This window comes from Ruminococcus bicirculans (ex Wegman et al. 2014) (assembly GCF_000723465.1).
In the GTDB taxonomy this organism is placed as follows: domain Bacteria; phylum Bacillota; class Clostridia; order Oscillospirales; family Ruminococcaceae; genus Hominimerdicola; species Hominimerdicola aceti.
The window spans coordinates 504,826-524,258 of sequence record NZ_HF545617.1; the positions used below are offsets into that span (position 1 = coordinate 504,826).

Genomic DNA, 19,433 nt, shown 5'->3' on the forward strand with positions numbered 1-19,433 from the left:
GGGATAAAAAAATTCCGCTGCAGGTCGCATTAATTCGTGACCTGCGGCGGTTTGTATAATCTAGTGGTTATACCACCCAAGAGGTGTACCAGATATATTTATGTTTATCTGCTTTGTTTCCTGATATTCATCAAGACCGCTTGTGCCAAGTTCTCTGCCAATGCCACTCATTTTGTAGCCACCCCACGGGGCTTCTGAAAAGGCTGGGTTATAGCAGTTTATCCACGTTATACCTGCACGAACTTCTTTTATCACCCTTAGAGCTTTTGCGGTATCATTGCAGAAAACAGCACCTGCGAGTCCATAATCTGTATCATTTGCCAATTCTATTGCTTCTTCCTCTGTTTCAAAAGTCAGCACAGTAAGTACAGGACCAAATATTTCTTCACGAACTATTGACATATCAGAGGTGCAATCGTCAAATATGGCAGGCTTGATGAAATTTCCGTTGACAAGATCGTCATCTGTACATTTGTATCCACCGCAAAGAAGTTTTGCTCCCTCTGCCTTTCCTTTTTCAATATATCCAAGTACGTCCTGCATATGCTTTTTTGATATGAGCGGACCCATATCAGGGTTATCAAGAGGAGCGCCAAGGGTAAGCTTATCAGTTCTCTCGACAAGTTTTTTTAGAAATTTATCCTTTATCGATTTTTCTATTATCAGCCTTGATCCTGCACAGCAGACTTCTCCTTGATTTAAAAATATACCCATCATTACCCATTCAACGGTCTTGTCGATATCCGTGTCTGCAAAGACGATATTAGGTGACTTTCCACCGAGTTCAAGCCCTATTTTTTTTACGTTGCCAGCAGCAGCTCGCATTATGCCTTGCCCAACGGATGTGCTGCCTGTGAATGTAATCATATCTACCTTTTTGCTTTCGGCTAAAAGATTTCCAACTGTGCTTCCTGAACCGATGACCAGATTTGCAGTGCCTTTTGGTAGATCACATTTATCAAGTATCTCAAAAAGCTTCAATGCCGAAAGTACCGTTTCAGAGCTTGGCTTGAAAATTATACTGTTGCCAGCCGCAAGTGCAGGGGCTATTTTCCATACGCTCATCAAAAATGGAAAATTCCAAGGTGTGATAAGTGCGCAGACACCCACTGGTTCTTTCACTGTGTATGAGTGCATATTGCCGAAATTGCTGTTTACATTGTAAGTTTGACCGCTTGGTGTACGGATAAGCCCTGCATAATAACGGAAACAATGCACAGCATCGTCAACATCTGCCTGCGCTTCACGCAAGGGCTTGCCGTTGTCCATTGACTCTGTCTTAGCTATTTCATCAATCTCGCTCTCTATCATATCAGCGATCTTTAGAAGCTTGTCGCTTCGTTGCTGAACATCAAGATCACGCCATTCTCTGGTTTTGTAAAAGGAACGTGAGGCACTTTCTATTGCATATTCCACATCTTCCTTGCTGTTTTGCACTATCTCGCCTAACTCTTTGTTATTTGAAGGATCAACAGATCTCAGAACGATTCCCGAAGCGCCTTCAAACCATTCTCCGTTAATGTATGTTTTATATCTGCGCATAGAAAGAACTCCTTTGGCTTGATTTACAGTGACTTTAAATATAGATCTCTTATGTGTGACCTGTCAAATTTTACGGGATGATAGGATATACCTGCTGCTGAAACTTTCATACAGCTGTCTGTCAGCATATCGATATCACTTTCTTTTACTCCAAAATCTGATAACGTACAGGTAAGACGAAGTGAGTCGATAAATTTTGTTATCTGTTCTGCACAATCATTCTCATTATTGCCGCCTAACACTTTTGAAATAAATGCAAGTTTCTGTGGGTCACCTTTTATGCTTGCTTCTGTTACTGCAGGGGTTATGGCTGCAAGACCTTTGCCGTGTACGGCATTCTTGAAACCGCTGACAGGGTGTTCCATACCGTGTGCAAGTGTAACACCTGCGGTATTTATGACCATTCCCCCCATTGTGCTTGCAAGACTTATCTTGTCCCAGTACTCTGGGTTATTGTCACCCTTAAAAAGCTTTGGAAGATCATCTGCAATAAGCTTCATTGCCTTTTCGCACATAATATCCGTAAATGGTTGAGCAATGCGGCTTATATAGGCTTCCATACAGTGACAAAAGGCATCAAAACCGACACTTGCCAAAACATTTTTCGGCATAGTCATCATACATTCAGAATCAATGATAGACGCCTTTGCAACTATTGCATTGCATCTTAGTGATTTTTTATCTCCGTTTTCCGGGTTTGTTAATACAGCAAATCCGTTTCCCTCACTGCCTGTTCCGCAGGTCGTTGGGATAAGTATTATCGGCAGAGCTTTGCCGCTTTTCAGACGATTGAATATGTAGTCATTTATATCACCGTCATTTACTGCGATAAATGCTGCTGCCTTTGCACAATCCATAACGCTTCCACCGCCGACGCCTATGACCATATCGCAGCCGTTGTCTTTTGCTATTCGTGCAGCTTGCTCAGCTGTCGTTGTAAGAGGATTTTGTGGTACTTTATCAAAAACAGTATATTCGATACCTGATTTTTTTAAGTGACTGCAAATTCGGTTAAGCAACCCAGAGCGCTTTGTGCTGCTTTTTCCTGTGACAACAAGTGCCTTTTTGCCGTGATCGCTTGCGATGATTCCAACAGAGCTGACTTTTCCTCTTCCAAAAACAATATTTACAGGCAGGTAGTAATTAAAATCCATACTCACGTTTAATACCTCTTTTCTTGTATTATTTATCAGACTTTGCTTTTACCAAAGCGGTCTCAAATATCTCAAAGCCTTTTTCAAGTTGTTCGTCTGTTACACACAGAGGGACAAGAAATCTTATAACGTTTCCGTGTGTGCCAGCATTTTCAAGCATAAGTCCCATTTGAAGGGCGTTCTGTATCACCTTAGAAACAAGTTCGCCGTTTGGTTCTTTTTCTGCTTTAGTCTTTACAAATTTCACGCCAAGCATCGAGCCAAGACCTCTTACATCTCCTACCTCTTCATATTTTTCTTTAAGACCGCTGAAAAATATAGTTGCCTTTTTACCTATTTCTTCAGCTTTGCCTGCATAATCTTCTTCCAGCATTATATCCATTACCTTGAGTGCAGAAGCACAGGCAAGAGGATTTCCACAATATGTTCCGCCAATAGTTCCCACAGGTACTGAATCCATAATTTCCTCACGGGCGGTTATTGCACTTATTGGAACGCCGCCGCCAAGAGATTTTGCTGTTGCTATAATATCTGGTGCAGCACCTGCTTCCTTCCAATATTCTGAGGCATAGTATCTGCCACTTCGACAGTTTCCACACTGTACTTCATCAGCAATAAGTAAAATACCATTATCGTCGCATATCTTTCTGACGGCTTTTACCCATTCGATAGGTGCGGGGACAAAACCACCCTCTCCTTGAACAGGTTCGACTATCATTGCTGCAATATCACTGGCAGGTGCAGCTTCATCAAAAAGAGTGTTGAGTTTGTCTAGGTAATATGCTATTGCTTCTTGTTCAGAATATCCTTTTGGTGCATGATAAAGGTAAGGGAACTCAGCTCTGTAAATATCAGACGGGAAAGGACCCATTCCCTTTGCATAAGATTTTTTTGCTGTAAGAGCCATTGTAAGATTTGTTCTTCCGTGGAATGCACCAGAGAAGCAGATGATGCCTTTTCTTCCTGTATATGCTTTGGCTATCTTTACTGCATTCTCATCTGCCTCTGCACCGCTGTTTGCAAAGAATGTTTTCAGTTTATCACCTTTGCATGGCATAAGTTTGTTGAGCCTATCAGCAAGTTCAATGTAACCACTGTGTGCCACCACATTGAAAATGCAGTGAAAATATTTTTCTGCCTGATCTTGAACAGCTTTCACGACCTCAGGTCTGCTGTAGCCGATGTTGAGAACGCCGACACCTCCGATAAAATCAAGAAAGATGTTTCCGTCAACATCTTCGAGCATTGCGCCCTCTCCACGCTTGATACATATAGGATATGTATAGCCACAGAGCGCTTTAGGCAGTGCGTTGTCCCTTTTTTTCAAAAGTACACAGGCATTTGGTCCTGGAACCTTATCTGTAATTATAGTTGGCAATGAATTTCTTAGCATTATAAAGTCACTCCAGTTCTTTTATTACGGAAAGTTTTTTCCTTTGATATAATTATAAGAAAAAAACAGTATAACAGCAATGTGTTGTCTTTATAATCTTTATTGTGGTGTATGCACACAATAAATTATGACTGATCTTTTTGACTTTCACGATAGTTTTTGATCTCAAACGCCATTTTAAGTTCAAGATAGACGTCAAGATCATCAAGTTCGCAGCAAAGTATCTTTTTGATCTTATCCATACGATAGCGCATTGTATTTCTGTGGATAAACAGGTGCTCTGCTGCGGCGGCAGCGTTGCAGTTATGATCAAGATAGGCTTCAAGCGTTTTGCAAAGGTCGCCCTCCTGCAAAACATCAGATTGTATCAGTTTGCCTATATGATTATTTACATATTCATCAAGAAACTTATCATTTTTTATCTGCGCGATAAGCGAGTAGATACCGAGATTATCGTAAAAGAATATTTTCTGACTTTTACTTTCAGAGTGTGATATTTTAATGGAGTTCAGAGCTTCCTGAAAGCTTTTCTTTAATTCCGATATGTATTCATATGCAGATCCTATCCCTGCCTTTGCGTCAATGCCGTAGTAAGAACTAATGTGGTCTATTATCCTTGTGAGTATATTGGAGAGCAGATCGCGGCTAAATAGCTCCGAGGGGATAAGCATTATGCCTGTATCTATTTGCCAGAGCATCAGCATTTTTGCAAACCATAGTTTTTAAATTCATATCTGATATATCTTTGCAGATTTTCATAAGAGTCCTGAAGTTTGTTGTTTTTGTTTAACTTCAGCACGACTATATGATTTTTATCCGATATACTAGTGCCTAGATAGCCTGCCCGTATCTTTATATCAGCGTCATTTATATTAGAGGAATAAATTATTGCAGCAAGAAGCTGATCTATCGAGTTTGTGTTGCTTTCTTCTTCCACCAATGCCTTGCATACGATCTGTGAAAGATCAATGAGGTGCAGATCATAGGACAATTCAAACAGCGGTAGTTCGTTGTCATTGCAGTATTCGGTCAGCATAGGTGATATCTGTCCGACATTTATAACAAGCCCAGCTATATTCTTTTGGTTCATTTCCACAATCATACTGAGCATTTTGTCATCATTGTCTGTGAGTGCTGCATTTGTGACAATAACAAGTTCTCCTCCGTGTATCAACTGTGAGACTTTAAAATCATCTGAAAGACATTGTGTACAATCGGCAAAATATATCCACCGTATGTTTCTGTACATTCCTGACCCACCCGCTATAAGCTTCATTCCTGAATATATTTTGGGAATATTCATTAGATCTTCGCAGTTCATTTGTTATCACTCCTAAAAACACCTTTAGCCCATAGGTAAAACTATGGGCTGGAGATGCGAGATTTATTCTTTATTATACATAAGATACATAAGGTCCTGTGCGATCGTTGCCGCCGCAAGTGCGGTGATCTCGCTGTGGTCATATGCGGGAAGCACCTCTACAAGATCTGCTGCTACAACATTGATACCACGCAGTTCGTAAAGTAGTCGCCTTGCCTGAGCTGAGGTAGGACCGCCGATAACAGGCGTACCTGTACCTGGTGCAGCCGAGGGATCGAGAGCGTCGATATCAAAGGTTATGTATACAGGCATATCGCCCACAATGGCTTTCAACTGTCTAGCTAGCTCTTTCATATTCATATTTACAGCGTCCATAGCATAGAAAATATTATATCCACATTTAGTCATTTCAGTTCTTATAAAAACCTGCGCCGAATGTGACGGGTCGATACACCCCTCAGCCTGTAAGTCATATGCGAAGTTTGCGTGGGATACATTTCCATCAGTGGACGGAGTGCTGTCCTGATGAGAGTCAAAATGCAGCAGAGCAAGTTTTCCAAACTTTTCGCTTGCAGCTCTGACCATACCATATGGAATAGTGTGGTCTCCGCCAAGGGTAAGAAGTTTGCTGCCAGATTCAAAAACTTTTTTTGCAGTATTATACGTTTCCTCAAGCATTACCTTCGTTGTATTTGCACCCACATAGTATCCTACATCGCCGTAATCAACGATCTTTGCTTTATCGCTGAGTTTGTAGCTCCATGGGTAGGCAAAGCAGTTTGTGAGCTGACTCATATTTCTTATAGCTCTTGGTCCAAGTCTTGCACCTGGACGATTTGTAACACCACTATCGAAAGGTACACCCATTATAGTTATGTCAGCACATTCAGTATCCTGTGTGTACGGATAAAGATTAAAACTTGGTATTCCTGCATAATGCAGATGTTTCTGAATTTCATATTCCATAATAAATAGCTCCTTTATCTTAAAATGTTATTGCGGTTGCACGGCAGGGACTTCCTTCACCGTTATGCAGTTTTAGTGGAAAGGCTGTAAAAAAGAACTTTTCAGGCAGAGATGATAAATTTACAAGACCAAGTATTATCGGTATCCCTGCTTCTGAAAACTTATAGTCGGGAAGAACGAGGTCAGCTCCTACTGATGAGATCCCGTCATTCGGATCGCCTATCATAGGGCTGTCCATTCCCACGAGTTTTATTCCCTTTGATACAAGATATTCTGCCGCAGGTACTGTAATATATGGGCTTTCAGATACATATTCTTTTTTGTTCCAAAAGCTATCCCAATTTGTTCGGATAATACATATCTCGTCTTTTTCAAGATCATCAGCACCTGCTGCTTTTAGTCTTTTCACTGTTATCTCTTTGCTTTCTGAGAACGGCAGGTAAAGTAACCGAGCGTTACCTGCGAATTTCTCAATAGGGGTCTCGCTTATTCCCTGTGCATTTTCGCTCCAATGAGCGCTATTTTCTATGTGAGTGCCTGTGTGGGCTGTCAGTGTATATTCTCTTGCGATATAGCCATTTTTATCGACACACGCAAGATCTTTTACGCTGTATGGCGTGTATGGCTCACCATAATACCACATTTTTTCTGTATATTCGCCGCTCAGATCAATTATTTTCATAACATATGCCCCCTGTCAGAAATCCCAGCCATATCGTGTGGCATATATATCAAGCTGTTTTTCAATATCATCAGTGTATCCCTGAGGTATTTTTTCAATGCTGTCAAGATAGTTTATAAGCTCACTTGAGAAATCAATAGGCTGATCAAAGCCCCTTTTGTCAATGTTTTTCATATCATCAGCAGGCGTATGTCCCCATACGAATCCACCGTTTGACATAGTAAGACTAGGGATTTTGTTTGATGTGAGATTTAGTGTGTCACAGGGAACGGGTCCGGAAAAAATGTCCAACGTTGAGCCGCACTTTTCAAATACTTTTTCAAATATCGCTTCAAAGTCTTTTACGCCTGCATAGGTTATGGAATAAGGCGTTGCCATTCCAATGATATCGTAATTGATATTATATTTTATACGTTTGTAAATGTCCTGGTTTTGCTGCAAAAAGTATTTACTTCCGTGCAGACCAGGTTCGTGACCCGACCAGCAGGCAAAATACAAGGTCCTATGTGTTCTGACGCCCTTGTCGGATAGAGCCTTGTATTTTTCTGCTAATGCCATAACAGTGCCTATTGCACCTGCATCATCAACAGCACCTTTGCTGCTGACTGCCGAGTCAAGATGACCTGAGATCAAGATCACTTCATCTTGCTTGTCTGTACCCTCTATCACACCTATCGTATTGGTGCTTTCTTTTTTCTGAACCTGAGTTTTTAATTCAACGTGCAGTATGACCTTATCATTTTGGCTGAACAGTTTATTCACATCATTTTTGTTCATTATGAATGACGGCAGCATATACTGTGCTTCTCTGTACTCAAAATTTGAATACACATATGGTATGCCTTGCTGTGACTCGTCTGTTGTGAATATTACGGCAGCGGGCTTATATTTTTCAAGTACCTTGTAGGTGTCTATATCTGGGTAATCCATAAGAACGCTTCGCTCTATAACTACGATCTTTCCTTTGATATCTGTTTTTATACACTTGTCACTGATAGGATAGATCTCGCCGATAACACCCATTTTCTTGACGTCTGAATGTATAAGTACAGCTTCCGCTGTTAAGCCACCCTCTGGTGTATCTGTGCAGAAGCACACATTAGTATGTGGCAGAGGTGTGATCTGCTTGTTTGAGATCAACTCAACAACGCTTTTTTCAGTTCTGCAAACAGGTACTTGAAAATGATGCTGGATATATTTCATGCCGAGAGATCTGAACACTTCGACAGCGTGTTCTGCTGCCTTGTTCATCGGTGTAGTGCCTGCGATACGCTCTCCGCATTCTTCAACAAAAAAACGTGTATGTTTGTATGCTATCTCAGAATAATCTTTGCTCATTGTAGGATCACTCCTTAGTTTGACATGATCTTATTCCATTGTTCATCATATGCGGAAAGTGCGTCAGTAGGGAGGTCCGAATTGAGAATGTATGATTTTTTATCATCAGGGATCTCAAACATACCTTCTATTTTCTTATAATCATCGGAAACATAATTCAGCGCTTCCTCATTATTTGATATAGCGGGGTATGTATTCAAACACTCTGCATAAATTTTAGGGTCGCATATATAATCAATAAACTTTTCAGCATTCTTACTGTTAGGCGATTGCTTTTCAATAACCCAATACTGTGTGCATTGCATAAATGTCTGGTCTTCTACCTTGAGGTAATCAAGATCAGGGTCATCAAGAAGCGCTCTTGAAGCGTCACTTGCAAATGTAAGAGCCACACTGCATTCGCCATTTTTCACAGAAGAACTTGGTGTTGCGCCGTCGAACACCTTTACGTTCGCAGTAAGCTTCTTGACCCATTCTGTTGCTTCAGCAATCTCCTTTTCGTCTGTAGAGGAGTCTGAATATCCAAGGTGCATAAGTGCTGACGGATACCACATGAACGAATAAGGCATTGTAACGATCTGACCACGAAGCTTTTCATCAAGAAGATCATCCATTTTTGTGATAGTGACAGGACAGGTCTTTGTGTTGTATATCCAAGTGTAACCGCCGGTGGTGTTATATGGAATAGAGTACTTCTTGTCATTGTCATTCAGTGAGATATCACATTTATCTGTGGAAATATATTTGCTGTTTGGAATATCTTCATAGCTTATTTCTTGAAGCATATCTGCATCGATAAGTGCGTGCAGAGTAGAAATAGCAGGCTGACCAATATCATAACCCTTGGGATCTTCTGACCACTTGGTATAGATGAGAGTGTCATTGTCAACATAGTCGATATTACACTTTATGCCTGTTTCTTTTTCAAAGCTGTCAATGACAGATTGAGGGACATAGTCAGGGTAAAGAATCATATTAAGTTCTTTTGTGTCGCCTTTGCTGCCTGAATTGTTTCCACAGGAAGCCAGTCCGGTTGTTGCCGCCAATACCAATGCTGCTGTCAACGCCAAAAATTTTCTTCTTTTCATTTTACTTTCCTCTTTTCTTTTTTATTGCAATAGCCGCGGTAGCTATAAGCATTACCGCAAATATTATGGTGAACAATGCGTTATATTCAGGTGAGATACCTTCCTTCAGATTTGAGTATATTTTTACAGGAAGTGTGGTATATCCCGTGTTGCTGAGAAAATTTGATACGATAAGATCGTCAAATGACAGCGAGAATGCCATAAGTCCGCCAGTAAAAATACCTGGAAGTATCATAGGACAGATGATGTGTATGAATGTATATATCTGGTTTGCACCAAGGTCAAGTGAAGCTTCTTCTATAGAAACATCATAGTCTGCAAATCTTGACTTGAGCGTAACGATAATATACGGAAGAATGAATATAGTATGCGCACATACCATAACCCCAAAGCCTTTTGATATACCAGCTGCACCTGTAAGCCCAAGAAATGCTACCGCTATAACTATTTCTGGGATCACCATAGGTACAAAAAACATAAAATTCAGAAACGAACGGCCCTTGAATTTAAGCCTGCAAAGCGCATATGCACCAAGGGTGCCGATAAAGATAGCGGCAAGCGTACTTACTACTGCCAGTGTAAGTGAGTTTATAAGTACTTGGATCATTTCACTATCAGAAAACAGTTTGCTGTAATAATCAAGCGTGAAGCTTTCCCAATGCTGATTTGAAGGCAGGCTGTTGAATGAAAATGCGACCATAACTATTACAGGAATAAATACAAACACATATATCAGCATCACATAAGCATTCGTTATTTTATTTACAAGTTTGCTGTTTTTCATTTACATCGCCCCCAAATCATCAAGGTTTCCTATCCTACTGTAAAGATAAAGCATAAGCAGAATGAATATTACAACGCACACTGAGAGTGCTGCACCGAGAGGCCAGTTCCTTGCACTGAGAAATTGGTTGCATATAATGTTACCTATCATATATACTGTTCCACCGCCGATAACATCTGTAATAAAATATGTGCCTATAGCAGGAACAAAAAGAATGATAAATGCTGCGATTATTCCCGGAAAAGTCATAGGGAGAATTACCTTTATGAAGGTCTTTATCTTGCCTGCTCCAAGGTCATAAGACGCCTCGATAGTTGCTTCGTCAAGTTTTTCTATAGATGAATATAACGGCATTACTGCAAACGGCAGAAGATATTGTACAAGCCCAATTGTGATCGAGCCGTTTGTATAAAGCATCTGCAAAGGTGAGCTTATGATATGAAGCTTCATAAGAGCAGTATTTATCAAGCCAGATGAATTAAACATTATAACAAGGCTATATAGTCTTGCAAGGCTACTGGTGTAAACAGGTATCATGAGCAGAAACATAAGCAGCTTGCCTGATTTTTTCCACTTTCTTGCCACAATAAAGGTAAATGGATATCCAAGCAATATGCATAATACAGAGCTTTTAAGAGCCATACATATTGATCTTCCTACGGCTTTGAGATAAGTAAAATCTGCAAGAGACTCATAAGCGTCGACTGTAAATCTTCTGATAGTGCCGCCGTATGCGCCACGTCCCATAAAACTCATTGCTCCAACATATAAAAGTGGAAGTACCACCAGCAGCAGAAGTGCCAAAGTTAGTGGGAGAATATATACAAGTGCCGTGAAATTGAACCTGCTGCGTGATGTTGTCATTTACTGCACCCCCCGCAATGTGTCAAAATTTTCGGCCATAGGGCTTGTCGGATTTTTGATCATTACAGCGTCCTTTGCGTCCCATTCAAGATATACCTTGTCACCGATATTTATATCGTTGTAGGAAGCAATGTCTGCAATTTTTATCTCGTGTCCGTTAGAAAGCACGGCAATATGTTTCATCATATTGCCAGTAAATATCTGCTCCTTTATCTCGGCTGGCAGTGAATTGCCGCTTCCTGCTTTTCTTGTGATCCGTACTTTTTCTGGACGAATGCAAACATATACCATTTGTCCTGCAACATAACCATCACCGCTGCACAGGATGTTTCCACTTTCAATCGCAACTGTGCAGTTGTCGCTATTTCTGTCCTTTACTACGCCCTCGAAGATATTTGACTCACCGATAAATTCTGCAACATATTTTGTTTTTGGCTTCATATAAAGTTCCTTTGGGGAACAGACCTGTTCAAGTATGCCCTTGTGCATTACAGCAATCCTGTCACTCATCGTCAGAGCCTCTTCCTGATCGTGAGTGATGTATATAAATGTTATGCCAAGCTTTTTCTGCATTGTTTTCAATTCCAGCTGCATCTGCTTTCTGAGATTAAGGTCAAGAGCCCCCAATGGTTCGTCAAGCAACAATACCTTTGGATTATTGATGAGTGCTCTTGCAATAGATACACGCTGTTTTTGTCCGCCTGAAAGCTGAGCAGGCTTCCTTTTTTCATATCCGTCTAACCTGATAAGCGAAAGCATATGTGAAACACGTTCGTGTATCTCTGCTTTGGAAACTTTTTTTACTTTCAGACCATATGCAATGTTGTCATAAACGCTAAGATGAGGAAACAAAGCATAACTTTGAAAAGCCGTATTTACTTGCCTTTTATAAGGTGGAACACCTATCACGGAGCTGCCGTCTATACAAATATCGCCGGAGGAAACGTCCTCAAAGCCAGCTATCATACGCAGCGTGGTGGTTTTGCCGCAGCCAGAAGCTCCAAGAATAGTCAAAAACTCGCCCTCATAAATATCCAGATCAATATTCTTGACGACCTTGACATCATTGTCATATGTTTTTGATATGCCTTTTAAGGACACTATTACTTTTTTCTCTTTCATAGTTACCTCTCTTACTGCTTACAAAGCATTTTCTCCACATTCTCCTGTACGGATTCTCATGGCATCTTCGATGTTAGATACAAATACCTTGCCATCGCCGTGTGTTCCTGTACCAATCTCATTGTAGATGTCGTTCATAATGAGCTTTAGCTCACTGTCTTTTACAACTGTCATAACATATATCTTAGGGAGAAGATTAGTTGCAACATCATCATTTTCAGCTTTGCTGATATGACCTTTCTGACGTCCGCAACCCATTACTGAATAAACGGTGAGACCAAGGCAATTGTGATTGACAAGGATCTTCTTGATAATCTCTAGCTTTTCCGTTCTTGTGATAATTTCGATTTTTTTCATGTAATCCAACCTCCTGAATAAAAAAGACGCCATTTGCCTTTAAAAAGGAAATAACGTCTTTGTTCTTTGAAATATTCTGTTTTGTCTTTCTATGACCTAAGTATATCACAATAAACAAGATTAATCAAGTTGTGCAAGTTACAAATAATGTTGTTGTGAGTGCACAATAATCAGTAATTGTGCAAAGAACACAGAGACAATTGTGGTGTTATGACCTTGAAATCTCTTTTATAATTTAATATAATTTTTATAAGGTAATGTTAAACCCTTAATAATGACTATTGGAGATGATTTTTATGAGAGCGGCGGTAGGCGGCTTTTTTCACGAAACAAATACATTCTGTGCTATACGCACAGACCTTGACAGCTTTAAAGCTCGTGATTACATTGATGCTGATGATGTTAAGGAGTTTACGGAGTATTTCAACGACGCTCGTGAGATAACGGGCTTTTTGAGGACATTGGCAAAGTATAATGATGATGTATTACCTCTGCCAGCTGCGTTTGCTACGCCGTCGGGACTTATTGAAAAAGATGTATATGTCGCTATAAAAGAGAGAATGCTTGAAAGGATCGCTTTTACTAAGCCTGATGTTGTGTTTCTCAATCTCCATGGTGCAGCAGTAGTTGAAGGCTTTGATGGATTGTGAGGGGGACTTGCTCAGCTCAATCAAGGCACTTGTTGGAGAAGGTACGCCGATATATGCTGTACTTGACCTGCACGCAAATGTATCTCCTCTTATGGTGAAGAATGCAGACCTTCTTCTGGGTTATAATACAGAACCTCACGTTGATATAAGGAAACGTGAATCGGAATGTGTGGAGATATATCATAGACAGCTTGAAAAAGGCTTTGTAATGAAAACGGCATATGCTCAGCCACCGCTCCTTTTGCCTGCGATCAATACAGATACAAATGGTGGTGCTATGACGCCATTTATAGCCCAAGCTTTTGAATATGAGAAACAGGCAGGCGTTATCAATGTATCACCATTTGCAGGCTTTTATGGCTCTGACAAATATAATGCAGGTCCGTCTATTATTTGTACGGTGACAACAGATGTATCCGATGCACAGGCGATATGTAATGACATATCAAATATGTTTATAGACAAAAAAGATAGTTTCTTTGTGCACCTTGATCCACTTGACAAAATAATAAGCACAATAAAGAGTGCACCTTCAAAGAAATATGCCGTTATCGATGAATGTGATGACCCGCTCGGCGGCGGTCCTGCTGATGGTACTTATATTCTTGATAAACTTATTGAGGGCGGTATAAATAAAATAGGGGTATCAACTATCTGTGATAGAGAGATCACGGAAATGGCTTTTGCAGCAGGAGAGGGTGCTGTTATAAAGGGACTTCTTGGTGGAAAAACTGATAATAAGCACGGACGACCTTTACCGATAACGGCGGTGGTCACTAAACTCATTTGCAAACCAATACCAATGTGCGAAGCTAATGGTGAAGAATTTGCAGATTATGGGGAAACATATACTGATTATGGTCGCATAGCTGTTATTAGCACGGAACAAGCAGATATTGTTGTAACTGAAAATAAAGTTCCAACGGAGATGATAAATATTTTTAGACATCTTGACATTGATAGCAACAAATATTCAGTTCTCGTTCTCAAAGGCTTCGGCCATTCATATAAGGCAAATTTTAGCGACAAGGAATATGTATATTTTACAGCAGAGAGTATAGGTGTCAATAATCCTGACGTTACAAAAATCGGTGAATTTAAGAAGATAAGAAGACCTGTTTATCCGCTGGATATGAAATAGTATGTTAGCTATGTTTCAAGGTAATTAGATCACAGATAACTATAAAAAAAAGAAGTCACCGCCGCAGGTCACATTAATTCGTGACCTGCGGCGGTCTTGCATTATTTTATGTACAGTCTATCCGCCAATCTGAGGAGTACCATTTTTTTGTGCAACATAATGCTCGTCAATAGTTTAGAGAAATATTTTTAAAATGTCATAATAACATTACAATTTTACACGAATATTAAAATTATGATATAATTTACGGCCATATAGTGTTACGATATAGTTGCAAACAAAACTAGAATCAGAAAGGACGGTAAAAATATGAGAAGATTTAATGGCTATATGCACGGCATCGATATCGGAGGCTGGCTGTCACAATGCGATTACAGTAAGGAACATCTTGATAATTTTATTACAGAGGAGGACATCAAGCGTATAAAGGGCTGGGGCTGCGACCACGTTAGAGTGCCTGTGGATTATAATATCTTTCAGGACGAAAACGGCTTTATAGAGAGCGGCTTCGACTATGTTCAGAAGTGTATCGATTGGTGCGGAAATAACGGTATCAATATGATACTTGACCTCCATAAGACAATGGGCTTTTTCTTTGACAAGGCTCAGGCTGAAAGCGGATTCTTTGATAACGCTGAGCTTCAGCAGAAATTCTATGACCTTTGGGAAGAGTTTGCAAAGCGTTTCAGCAAATATTCTGACAGAATTTCTTTTGAACTTCTCAATGAGGTAACTGATCCTAAGTTCAGCAAAAAGTGGAATGCTATCGTTGAAAATGCCATAAAGCTTATTAGAAGATATAGTGCTGATATAAATATTATTGTGGGCAGCTACTGGAACAACTCTATTGATTCAATGAAAGACCTTGATAAGCCTTATGACGAGCATATAGTTTATACTTTCCATTGCTATGACCCATTTCTTTTCACTCATCAGGCTGCCTATTGGGTAGATGAGATGCCGAGAGATTTCAGGATCGATTATCCGGGAAGCGTCCCAAAATACAGAAGTGAGGTAAAGCGTCTTGGTCTTGAATATATGCAGACATACGAGGAAGTCAAGACAGAGAAATTTACGCCTGATTATTTTATGGGAAGATTTGCTGAGGCTGTAAGGGTCGCAGAGGAAAGAAATGTTCCTATGTATTGTGGCGAATACGGTGTTATAAATCTTGCATCAGCTGAAAATACTCTTAACTGGTACAAGGATATAAGCAGTGCCTTTGAGAAATGTTCTATCGGAAGAGCGGCTTGGTCATATAAGGGTGTTGACTATGGCTTTATTGACGGACATCTTGACAGCGTTCTTGATGAACTGGTAAAGTATCTTTAATAGTTCATTTCTTAATATAACTCCATTTTTGGACAAGCTCGGTCACGTTTGCCGAGCTTGTTTTTTTATGCTTAGTTTCATAAATTGATGTTTGCTCATAAAATTCTATTTACGATAATTATTTGATGTAAATAATTGAATATTGATATAATAGTTTTAAAACAAAGCGTATAATATAAACATAATAATTCATAGTCACTTTCTTATAATAACTTCCGAATAAACAGACCTGCTTGAATATCAAGTGGGTCTGTTTTCATATATTTATAATCTTTCATAAATTCGATATTAAACACTTTTATGATATTTATGTTACGTTTTTGATATAAACAAAACGTTTACATAGTTATAATATATACAGAAACAACAAAATAAATTGCTTTTAGCAAAAAATTTTATTGAAAAATAGGAGGAAAAGGTTATGAAGATCAAAAAATTTGTAGCAGGTCTTTCAGCAGCGGTTCTCGCAGCAACAATGATGTCAGTTTCTGTTTCGGCAGCAAAGCTTGGCGATGTTGTTCATCCGTCAGAGGAGGACTCAAAAATGAATGACTCATATTACTCTATCGGAGCAATGGGCTTTTATATGGGTCAGGACTGGACCTGGAATCAGGGCGATTGGGTAGGCATCGATGATTTTGGCAAGATAACTGTTGAATATAAGATAAGCAAAGTTGTCACCGACAAGACAATGTCAGGCAAGGGAACTCTTGGAGATATGGGCGTTATGGTGGCTAATCTTCCTGATGGTGTTTATCCTGTGGACGTTAAGATATCTGACGCAAAGTTCGTTGCCGAGGACGGCACAACAACGGTTTTTGATTCGCTTAATTCTATCACTTCATTGGACGAGGACCCAGAGGGTGGAATAAGAATACATATCAGACCAACTGACGAGGTCAATGATGAAACAGGCGAGGTAACAAAGAAGGCTTGTCCTGAGGTCGCAGGCTGGGAGAAGGAAGGCGCTTTCAACGGCGGCACACTTTCAATGACGCTTGATTTCGGTGTTGCATCTGCCGAGGGCGGAGAGTCAAAAACAGATGCTTCAAAGGCAGATTCAAAGTCTGATGCTTCAAGCTCAAAGGCTGATACGTCAAAGAAAGACGTTTCTTCATCTAAGGCGGATGCAAACAAGACTTCTGCAGCAGCGGCTGCATCTTCAAAAGCATCTGACAATACATCTAAGGCAGCAGAAACAGGTGCGGCTGTTGGCGGAGCACTTGCTGTTATCGCTCTTGCCGGCACAGCAGTGATCGTTGCAAAGAGAAGAAAGTAATATTCGGAGGTATGGCTATGAATAATGCAAAAAGAGTTTTAACATTTGCCCTTGCGGTTTGCTCGCTTTCAGCATTTGCTTCTTGCGGAAGTTCAAGTGATTCATCAAGCAAGGTAGTTGACAAAAAGCTTAAGGAAGATCAGCAGCAGATAGTTCAAAGACTTGCTGATGATATGAAAGATGTGAGAGATCTCAAGAGCAACGAAATAAAGTGGTTTTCACATTGGGATATCAACCCTACTGAGGCAGAGGACAAGGAGATAGGTGCTGACCTTGCTTTGTTCAAGACAAAGTATAATGGTAAGATAAACTGGGTGCAGACCACTTGGGAAACTAAGTTTGACGATCTTGCGGCACTTGTAATGTCAAATGATTCACCTGATTTCATCGGTGCTGATGATATGGACGTTTTCCCTAAGGGTGCTATAAAGTCAATGATAGAGCCTATCGACGATTATATCGATCTTTCAAAGCCTCTTTGGACAGACATAAAGGGTGCGACAGATCAGTTTATGCTTGGCGATAAGCATTATGTGAGCGTTATCAGAACAGACCCTGCATATGTTTTTGTATACAACAAGCAGACAATGGAAGACAACGGCTATGACGATCCTGCTGAGCTTTTCAAAGAAGGAAAGTGGAACTGGGATACATTCACAGAAATGTGTCTTGATTTTACTGACGCTGAAAGCGATAAATACGCTCTCGATGGCTGGTATTATGAAAAGGCTTTGCAGCAGTCTTCTGGTGTGCCGCTCATCGGTATCACAGACGGCAAGCTTGTAAATAATATTTCTGACCCTATGATAGCAAAGGCTCAGAATATGATGTATGAGCTGCAGAAGAACAATGTTGTTTATCCAAAGCACGAGAATAACTGGAAACTCAGAGGCGACGCAGAGGGCAGCGGAATGGCAACAGGTCTGACGCTTTTCTATCCTATCGGACTTTGGGCACTTGAGAATGCTCCGTCAACAACTGTAAACTATGGCGATGTATCAAAGGGAGAGGTAATGTTCGTTCCTGTTCCTTGCTCAGCTGATAGCGATAAACAGTATATCCCTTCCAGAGTACACGGCTTTAGCATTGTAAAGAACGCTCAAAATCCTGAGGGCGTGGCAGCTTTCCTTGAATGCTGCCGTTATGCAGAGCTTGACGAGGCTGCACATCAGATAACCCTCGATCAGTACAAGGACGATTACGGCTGGACAGATGAGATGCTTGAAATGAGAGAAACTATCTATGATCTGTCTGCACAGAATCCTGTATTTGACTTTGAACAGGGCGTATCTGCCGACCTTAACTCTATCTGCGATACTGCCATAAGAGGAACAATGAATCCGCAGGAGTCAAAGAGCTGGTCACAGGTCGTTCAGGAAAATGAAAAGGCTATAGATTATCTCATCGACGAGGCTATGACTTCAATGAAAGAGGCTAAATAATATCTAATTATCAGAAAAAAGGGCGGCAGGGTGATTTGCCGTCCTTTTTCTATAAATATGAGGCTTTACTTGTGTCTGTAAATATGATATAATAAGCTAAAAAGCAGGGGGTGAAAGCTATGGAAATAAACAGAGAATTGTCTAAGCGGCAGTTTATGCAAAAGGAAAATGACTATCATCATTCACCATATGAAACGGAACTGGAATTTTATTCTGCGGTGCGGGAGGGCGACCTTGAAACGGTCAAACGTTTGTATACGCCGCTGGATACAAACGGAAAGGGCAGACTCAGCAAAGACGAACTTAGAAACGTCAAGTATCATCTTGTCATAACCATAGCTATGCTGTGCAGGTTTTGCATCGAGGGTGGACTTGACCCGGAAACTGCGTATACCATAAGCGATATATACATTAATAAATGTGATGAGTGCCGCAATGAAGAAAGCGTTATGGCTGTACACAAAGAAGTCATCGTTTATTATACAAAGCAAATGAAAAAGGCTGCGTCACAGAACGTTTACTCAAAGCATATTCTTATGTGCTTTGACTGTATTTTCGATAATATTTACAAGGGCGTGACCGTCAATCAGATAGCTGATGAACTGAACATAACGCCTCAGTATCTTTCAAAGCTTTTCAGAGAGGAAGTTGGCGTAAAGATCTCTGATTTCATTATGTCAAAAAGGATACAAGCGGCTGAAAATATGCTGAGATATTCTGAATATAGTCCGCTTGATATAGCCAATTATCTTGCTTTCAGCTCGCACAGCCATTTTATTGCCTGCTTTAAGAAACAGACAGGACTTACGCCGAAACAGTATAGAGATCAGTTTTTCCGTGCAAACTGGAACAAGCATAGCACAAGCAGATCGAAAATATAAGTTGATGTTAATAATCTGATATTTGCATTACTTTTCTGATATAAATATCACATTTGTTGATTTATAATACTTATAGAAGATAAAATTCTGATATTTA

General features: G+C 40.2%; 19 protein-coding genes. 6 read left to right on the forward strand and 13 right to left on the reverse strand.

Annotated features, from left to right (window positions below; translation table 11 throughout):
• Positions 1-60: 60 nt before the first annotated feature.
• From RBI_RS12715 to RBI_RS12775, 13 genes are all read right to left on the reverse strand, one after another.
• Positions 61-1,542 (reverse strand): aldehyde dehydrogenase family protein, encoded by a 1,482-nt coding sequence (locus tag RBI_RS12715; protein WP_041337463.1) that lies wholly within the window; start codon positions 1,540-1,542, stop codon positions 61-63.
• 23 nt (positions 1,543-1,565) lie between these two features.
• A complete protein-coding gene (locus RBI_RS12720; RefSeq protein WP_041337464.1) occupies positions 1,566-2,696 on the reverse strand; it encodes an iron-containing alcohol dehydrogenase in 1,131 nt (376 codons plus the stop codon).
• 28 nt (positions 2,697-2,724) lie between these two features.
• Positions 2,725-4,089, reverse strand: a complete 1,365-nt coding sequence (locus RBI_RS12725) for an aspartate aminotransferase family protein (RefSeq protein WP_041337465.1) — start codon at positions 4,087-4,089, stop codon at positions 2,725-2,727.
• Positions 4,090-4,214: 125 nt separating this feature from the next.
• The gene (locus RBI_RS15305) at positions 4,215-4,793 is read right to left on the reverse strand and encodes a PucR family transcriptional regulator (RefSeq protein WP_041337466.1); all 579 of its coding nucleotides are present in this window, start codon (positions 4,791-4,793) and stop codon (positions 4,215-4,217) included.
• Positions 4,787-5,338, reverse strand: a complete 552-nt coding sequence (locus RBI_RS15310; RefSeq protein WP_242843699.1) for a PucR family transcriptional regulator ligand-binding domain-containing protein — start codon at positions 5,336-5,338, stop codon at positions 4,787-4,789. The genes RBI_RS15305 and RBI_RS15310 overlap by 7 nt, the downstream gene beginning before the upstream one ends.
• Positions 5,339-5,473: 135 nt before the next feature.
• Positions 5,474-6,376, reverse strand: a complete 903-nt coding sequence (gene speB, locus RBI_RS12740; protein WP_041337468.1) for an agmatinase — start codon at positions 6,374-6,376, stop codon at positions 5,474-5,476.
• Between the two features lie 19 nt (positions 6,377-6,395).
• Complete coding sequence (locus tag RBI_RS14315; protein ID WP_022288058.1) at positions 6,396-7,058, reverse strand: cyclase family protein; 663 nt, start codon at positions 7,056-7,058, stop codon at positions 6,396-6,398.
• A 15-nt stretch (positions 7,059-7,073) separates the two neighbouring features.
• Positions 7,074-8,396: a M28 family peptidase gene (locus RBI_RS12750; RefSeq protein WP_041337469.1), complete on the reverse strand. Its 1,323-nt coding sequence runs from the start codon at positions 8,394-8,396 to the stop codon at positions 7,074-7,076.
• Between the two features lie 14 nt (positions 8,397-8,410).
• The gene (locus RBI_RS12755) at positions 8,411-9,484 is read right to left on the reverse strand and encodes an ABC transporter substrate-binding protein (RefSeq protein ID WP_041337470.1); all 1,074 of its coding nucleotides are present in this window, start codon (positions 9,482-9,484) and stop codon (positions 8,411-8,413) included.
• Between the two features lies 1 nt (position 9,485).
• Positions 9,486-10,268 carry an ABC transporter permease gene (locus RBI_RS12760; protein WP_041337471.1) on the reverse strand — a complete coding sequence of 261 codons (783 nt, stop codon included), beginning with the start codon at positions 10,266-10,268 and terminating at the stop codon, positions 9,486-9,488.
• Complete coding sequence (locus RBI_RS12765; RefSeq protein ID WP_041337472.1) at positions 10,269-11,132, reverse strand: ABC transporter permease; 864 nt, start codon at positions 11,130-11,132, stop codon at positions 10,269-10,271. It lies immediately after the preceding gene.
• On the reverse strand, positions 11,133-12,254 hold the full coding sequence (locus RBI_RS12770; RefSeq protein ID WP_041337473.1) for an ABC transporter ATP-binding protein: 1,122 nt from the start codon (positions 12,252-12,254) through the stop codon (positions 11,133-11,135).
• An 18-nt stretch (positions 12,255-12,272) separates the two neighbouring features.
• Positions 12,273-12,611 (reverse strand): P-II family nitrogen regulator, encoded by a 339-nt coding sequence (locus tag RBI_RS12775; RefSeq protein ID WP_022288052.1) that lies wholly within the window; start codon positions 12,609-12,611, stop codon positions 12,273-12,275.
• A 296-nt stretch (positions 12,612-12,907) separates the two neighbouring features.
• Here RBI_RS12775 and RBI_RS15460 point away from each other — a divergent pair, with 296 nt between their 5' ends.
• The 6 genes from RBI_RS15460 (at position 12,908) to RBI_RS12805 (ending at position 19,336) form a co-directional block, all read left to right on the forward strand.
• Entirely contained in the window at positions 12,908-13,261 is a 354-nt protein-coding gene (locus RBI_RS15460) for a M81 family metallopeptidase (protein WP_041337474.1), read from the forward strand.
• Positions 13,251-14,402: a M81 family metallopeptidase gene (locus RBI_RS15465; protein ID WP_041337475.1), complete on the forward strand. Its 1,152-nt coding sequence runs from the start codon at positions 13,251-13,253 to the stop codon at positions 14,400-14,402. Before RBI_RS15460 ends, RBI_RS15465 begins: the two co-directional genes overlap by 11 nt.
• Positions 14,403-14,711: 309 nt before the next feature.
• A complete protein-coding gene (locus tag RBI_RS12790; RefSeq protein WP_041337476.1) occupies positions 14,712-15,734 on the forward strand; it encodes a glycoside hydrolase family 5 protein in 1,023 nt (340 codons plus the stop codon).
• Positions 15,735-16,155: 421 nt separating this feature from the next.
• Positions 16,156-17,013, forward strand: coding sequence for a hypothetical protein (locus RBI_RS12795; protein ID WP_041337477.1), 858 nt, complete (start codon positions 16,156-16,158; stop codon positions 17,011-17,013).
• 17 nt (positions 17,014-17,030) lie between these two features.
• Positions 17,031-18,455, forward strand: a complete 1,425-nt coding sequence (locus RBI_RS12800) for an ABC transporter substrate-binding protein (protein WP_022288049.1) — start codon at positions 17,031-17,033, stop codon at positions 18,453-18,455.
• A 119-nt stretch (positions 18,456-18,574) separates the two neighbouring features.
• Complete coding sequence (locus RBI_RS12805) at positions 18,575-19,336, forward strand: helix-turn-helix domain-containing protein (RefSeq protein WP_041337478.1); 762 nt, start codon at positions 18,575-18,577, stop codon at positions 19,334-19,336.
• The last annotated feature ends 97 nt before the right edge of the window (positions 19,337-19,433 follow it).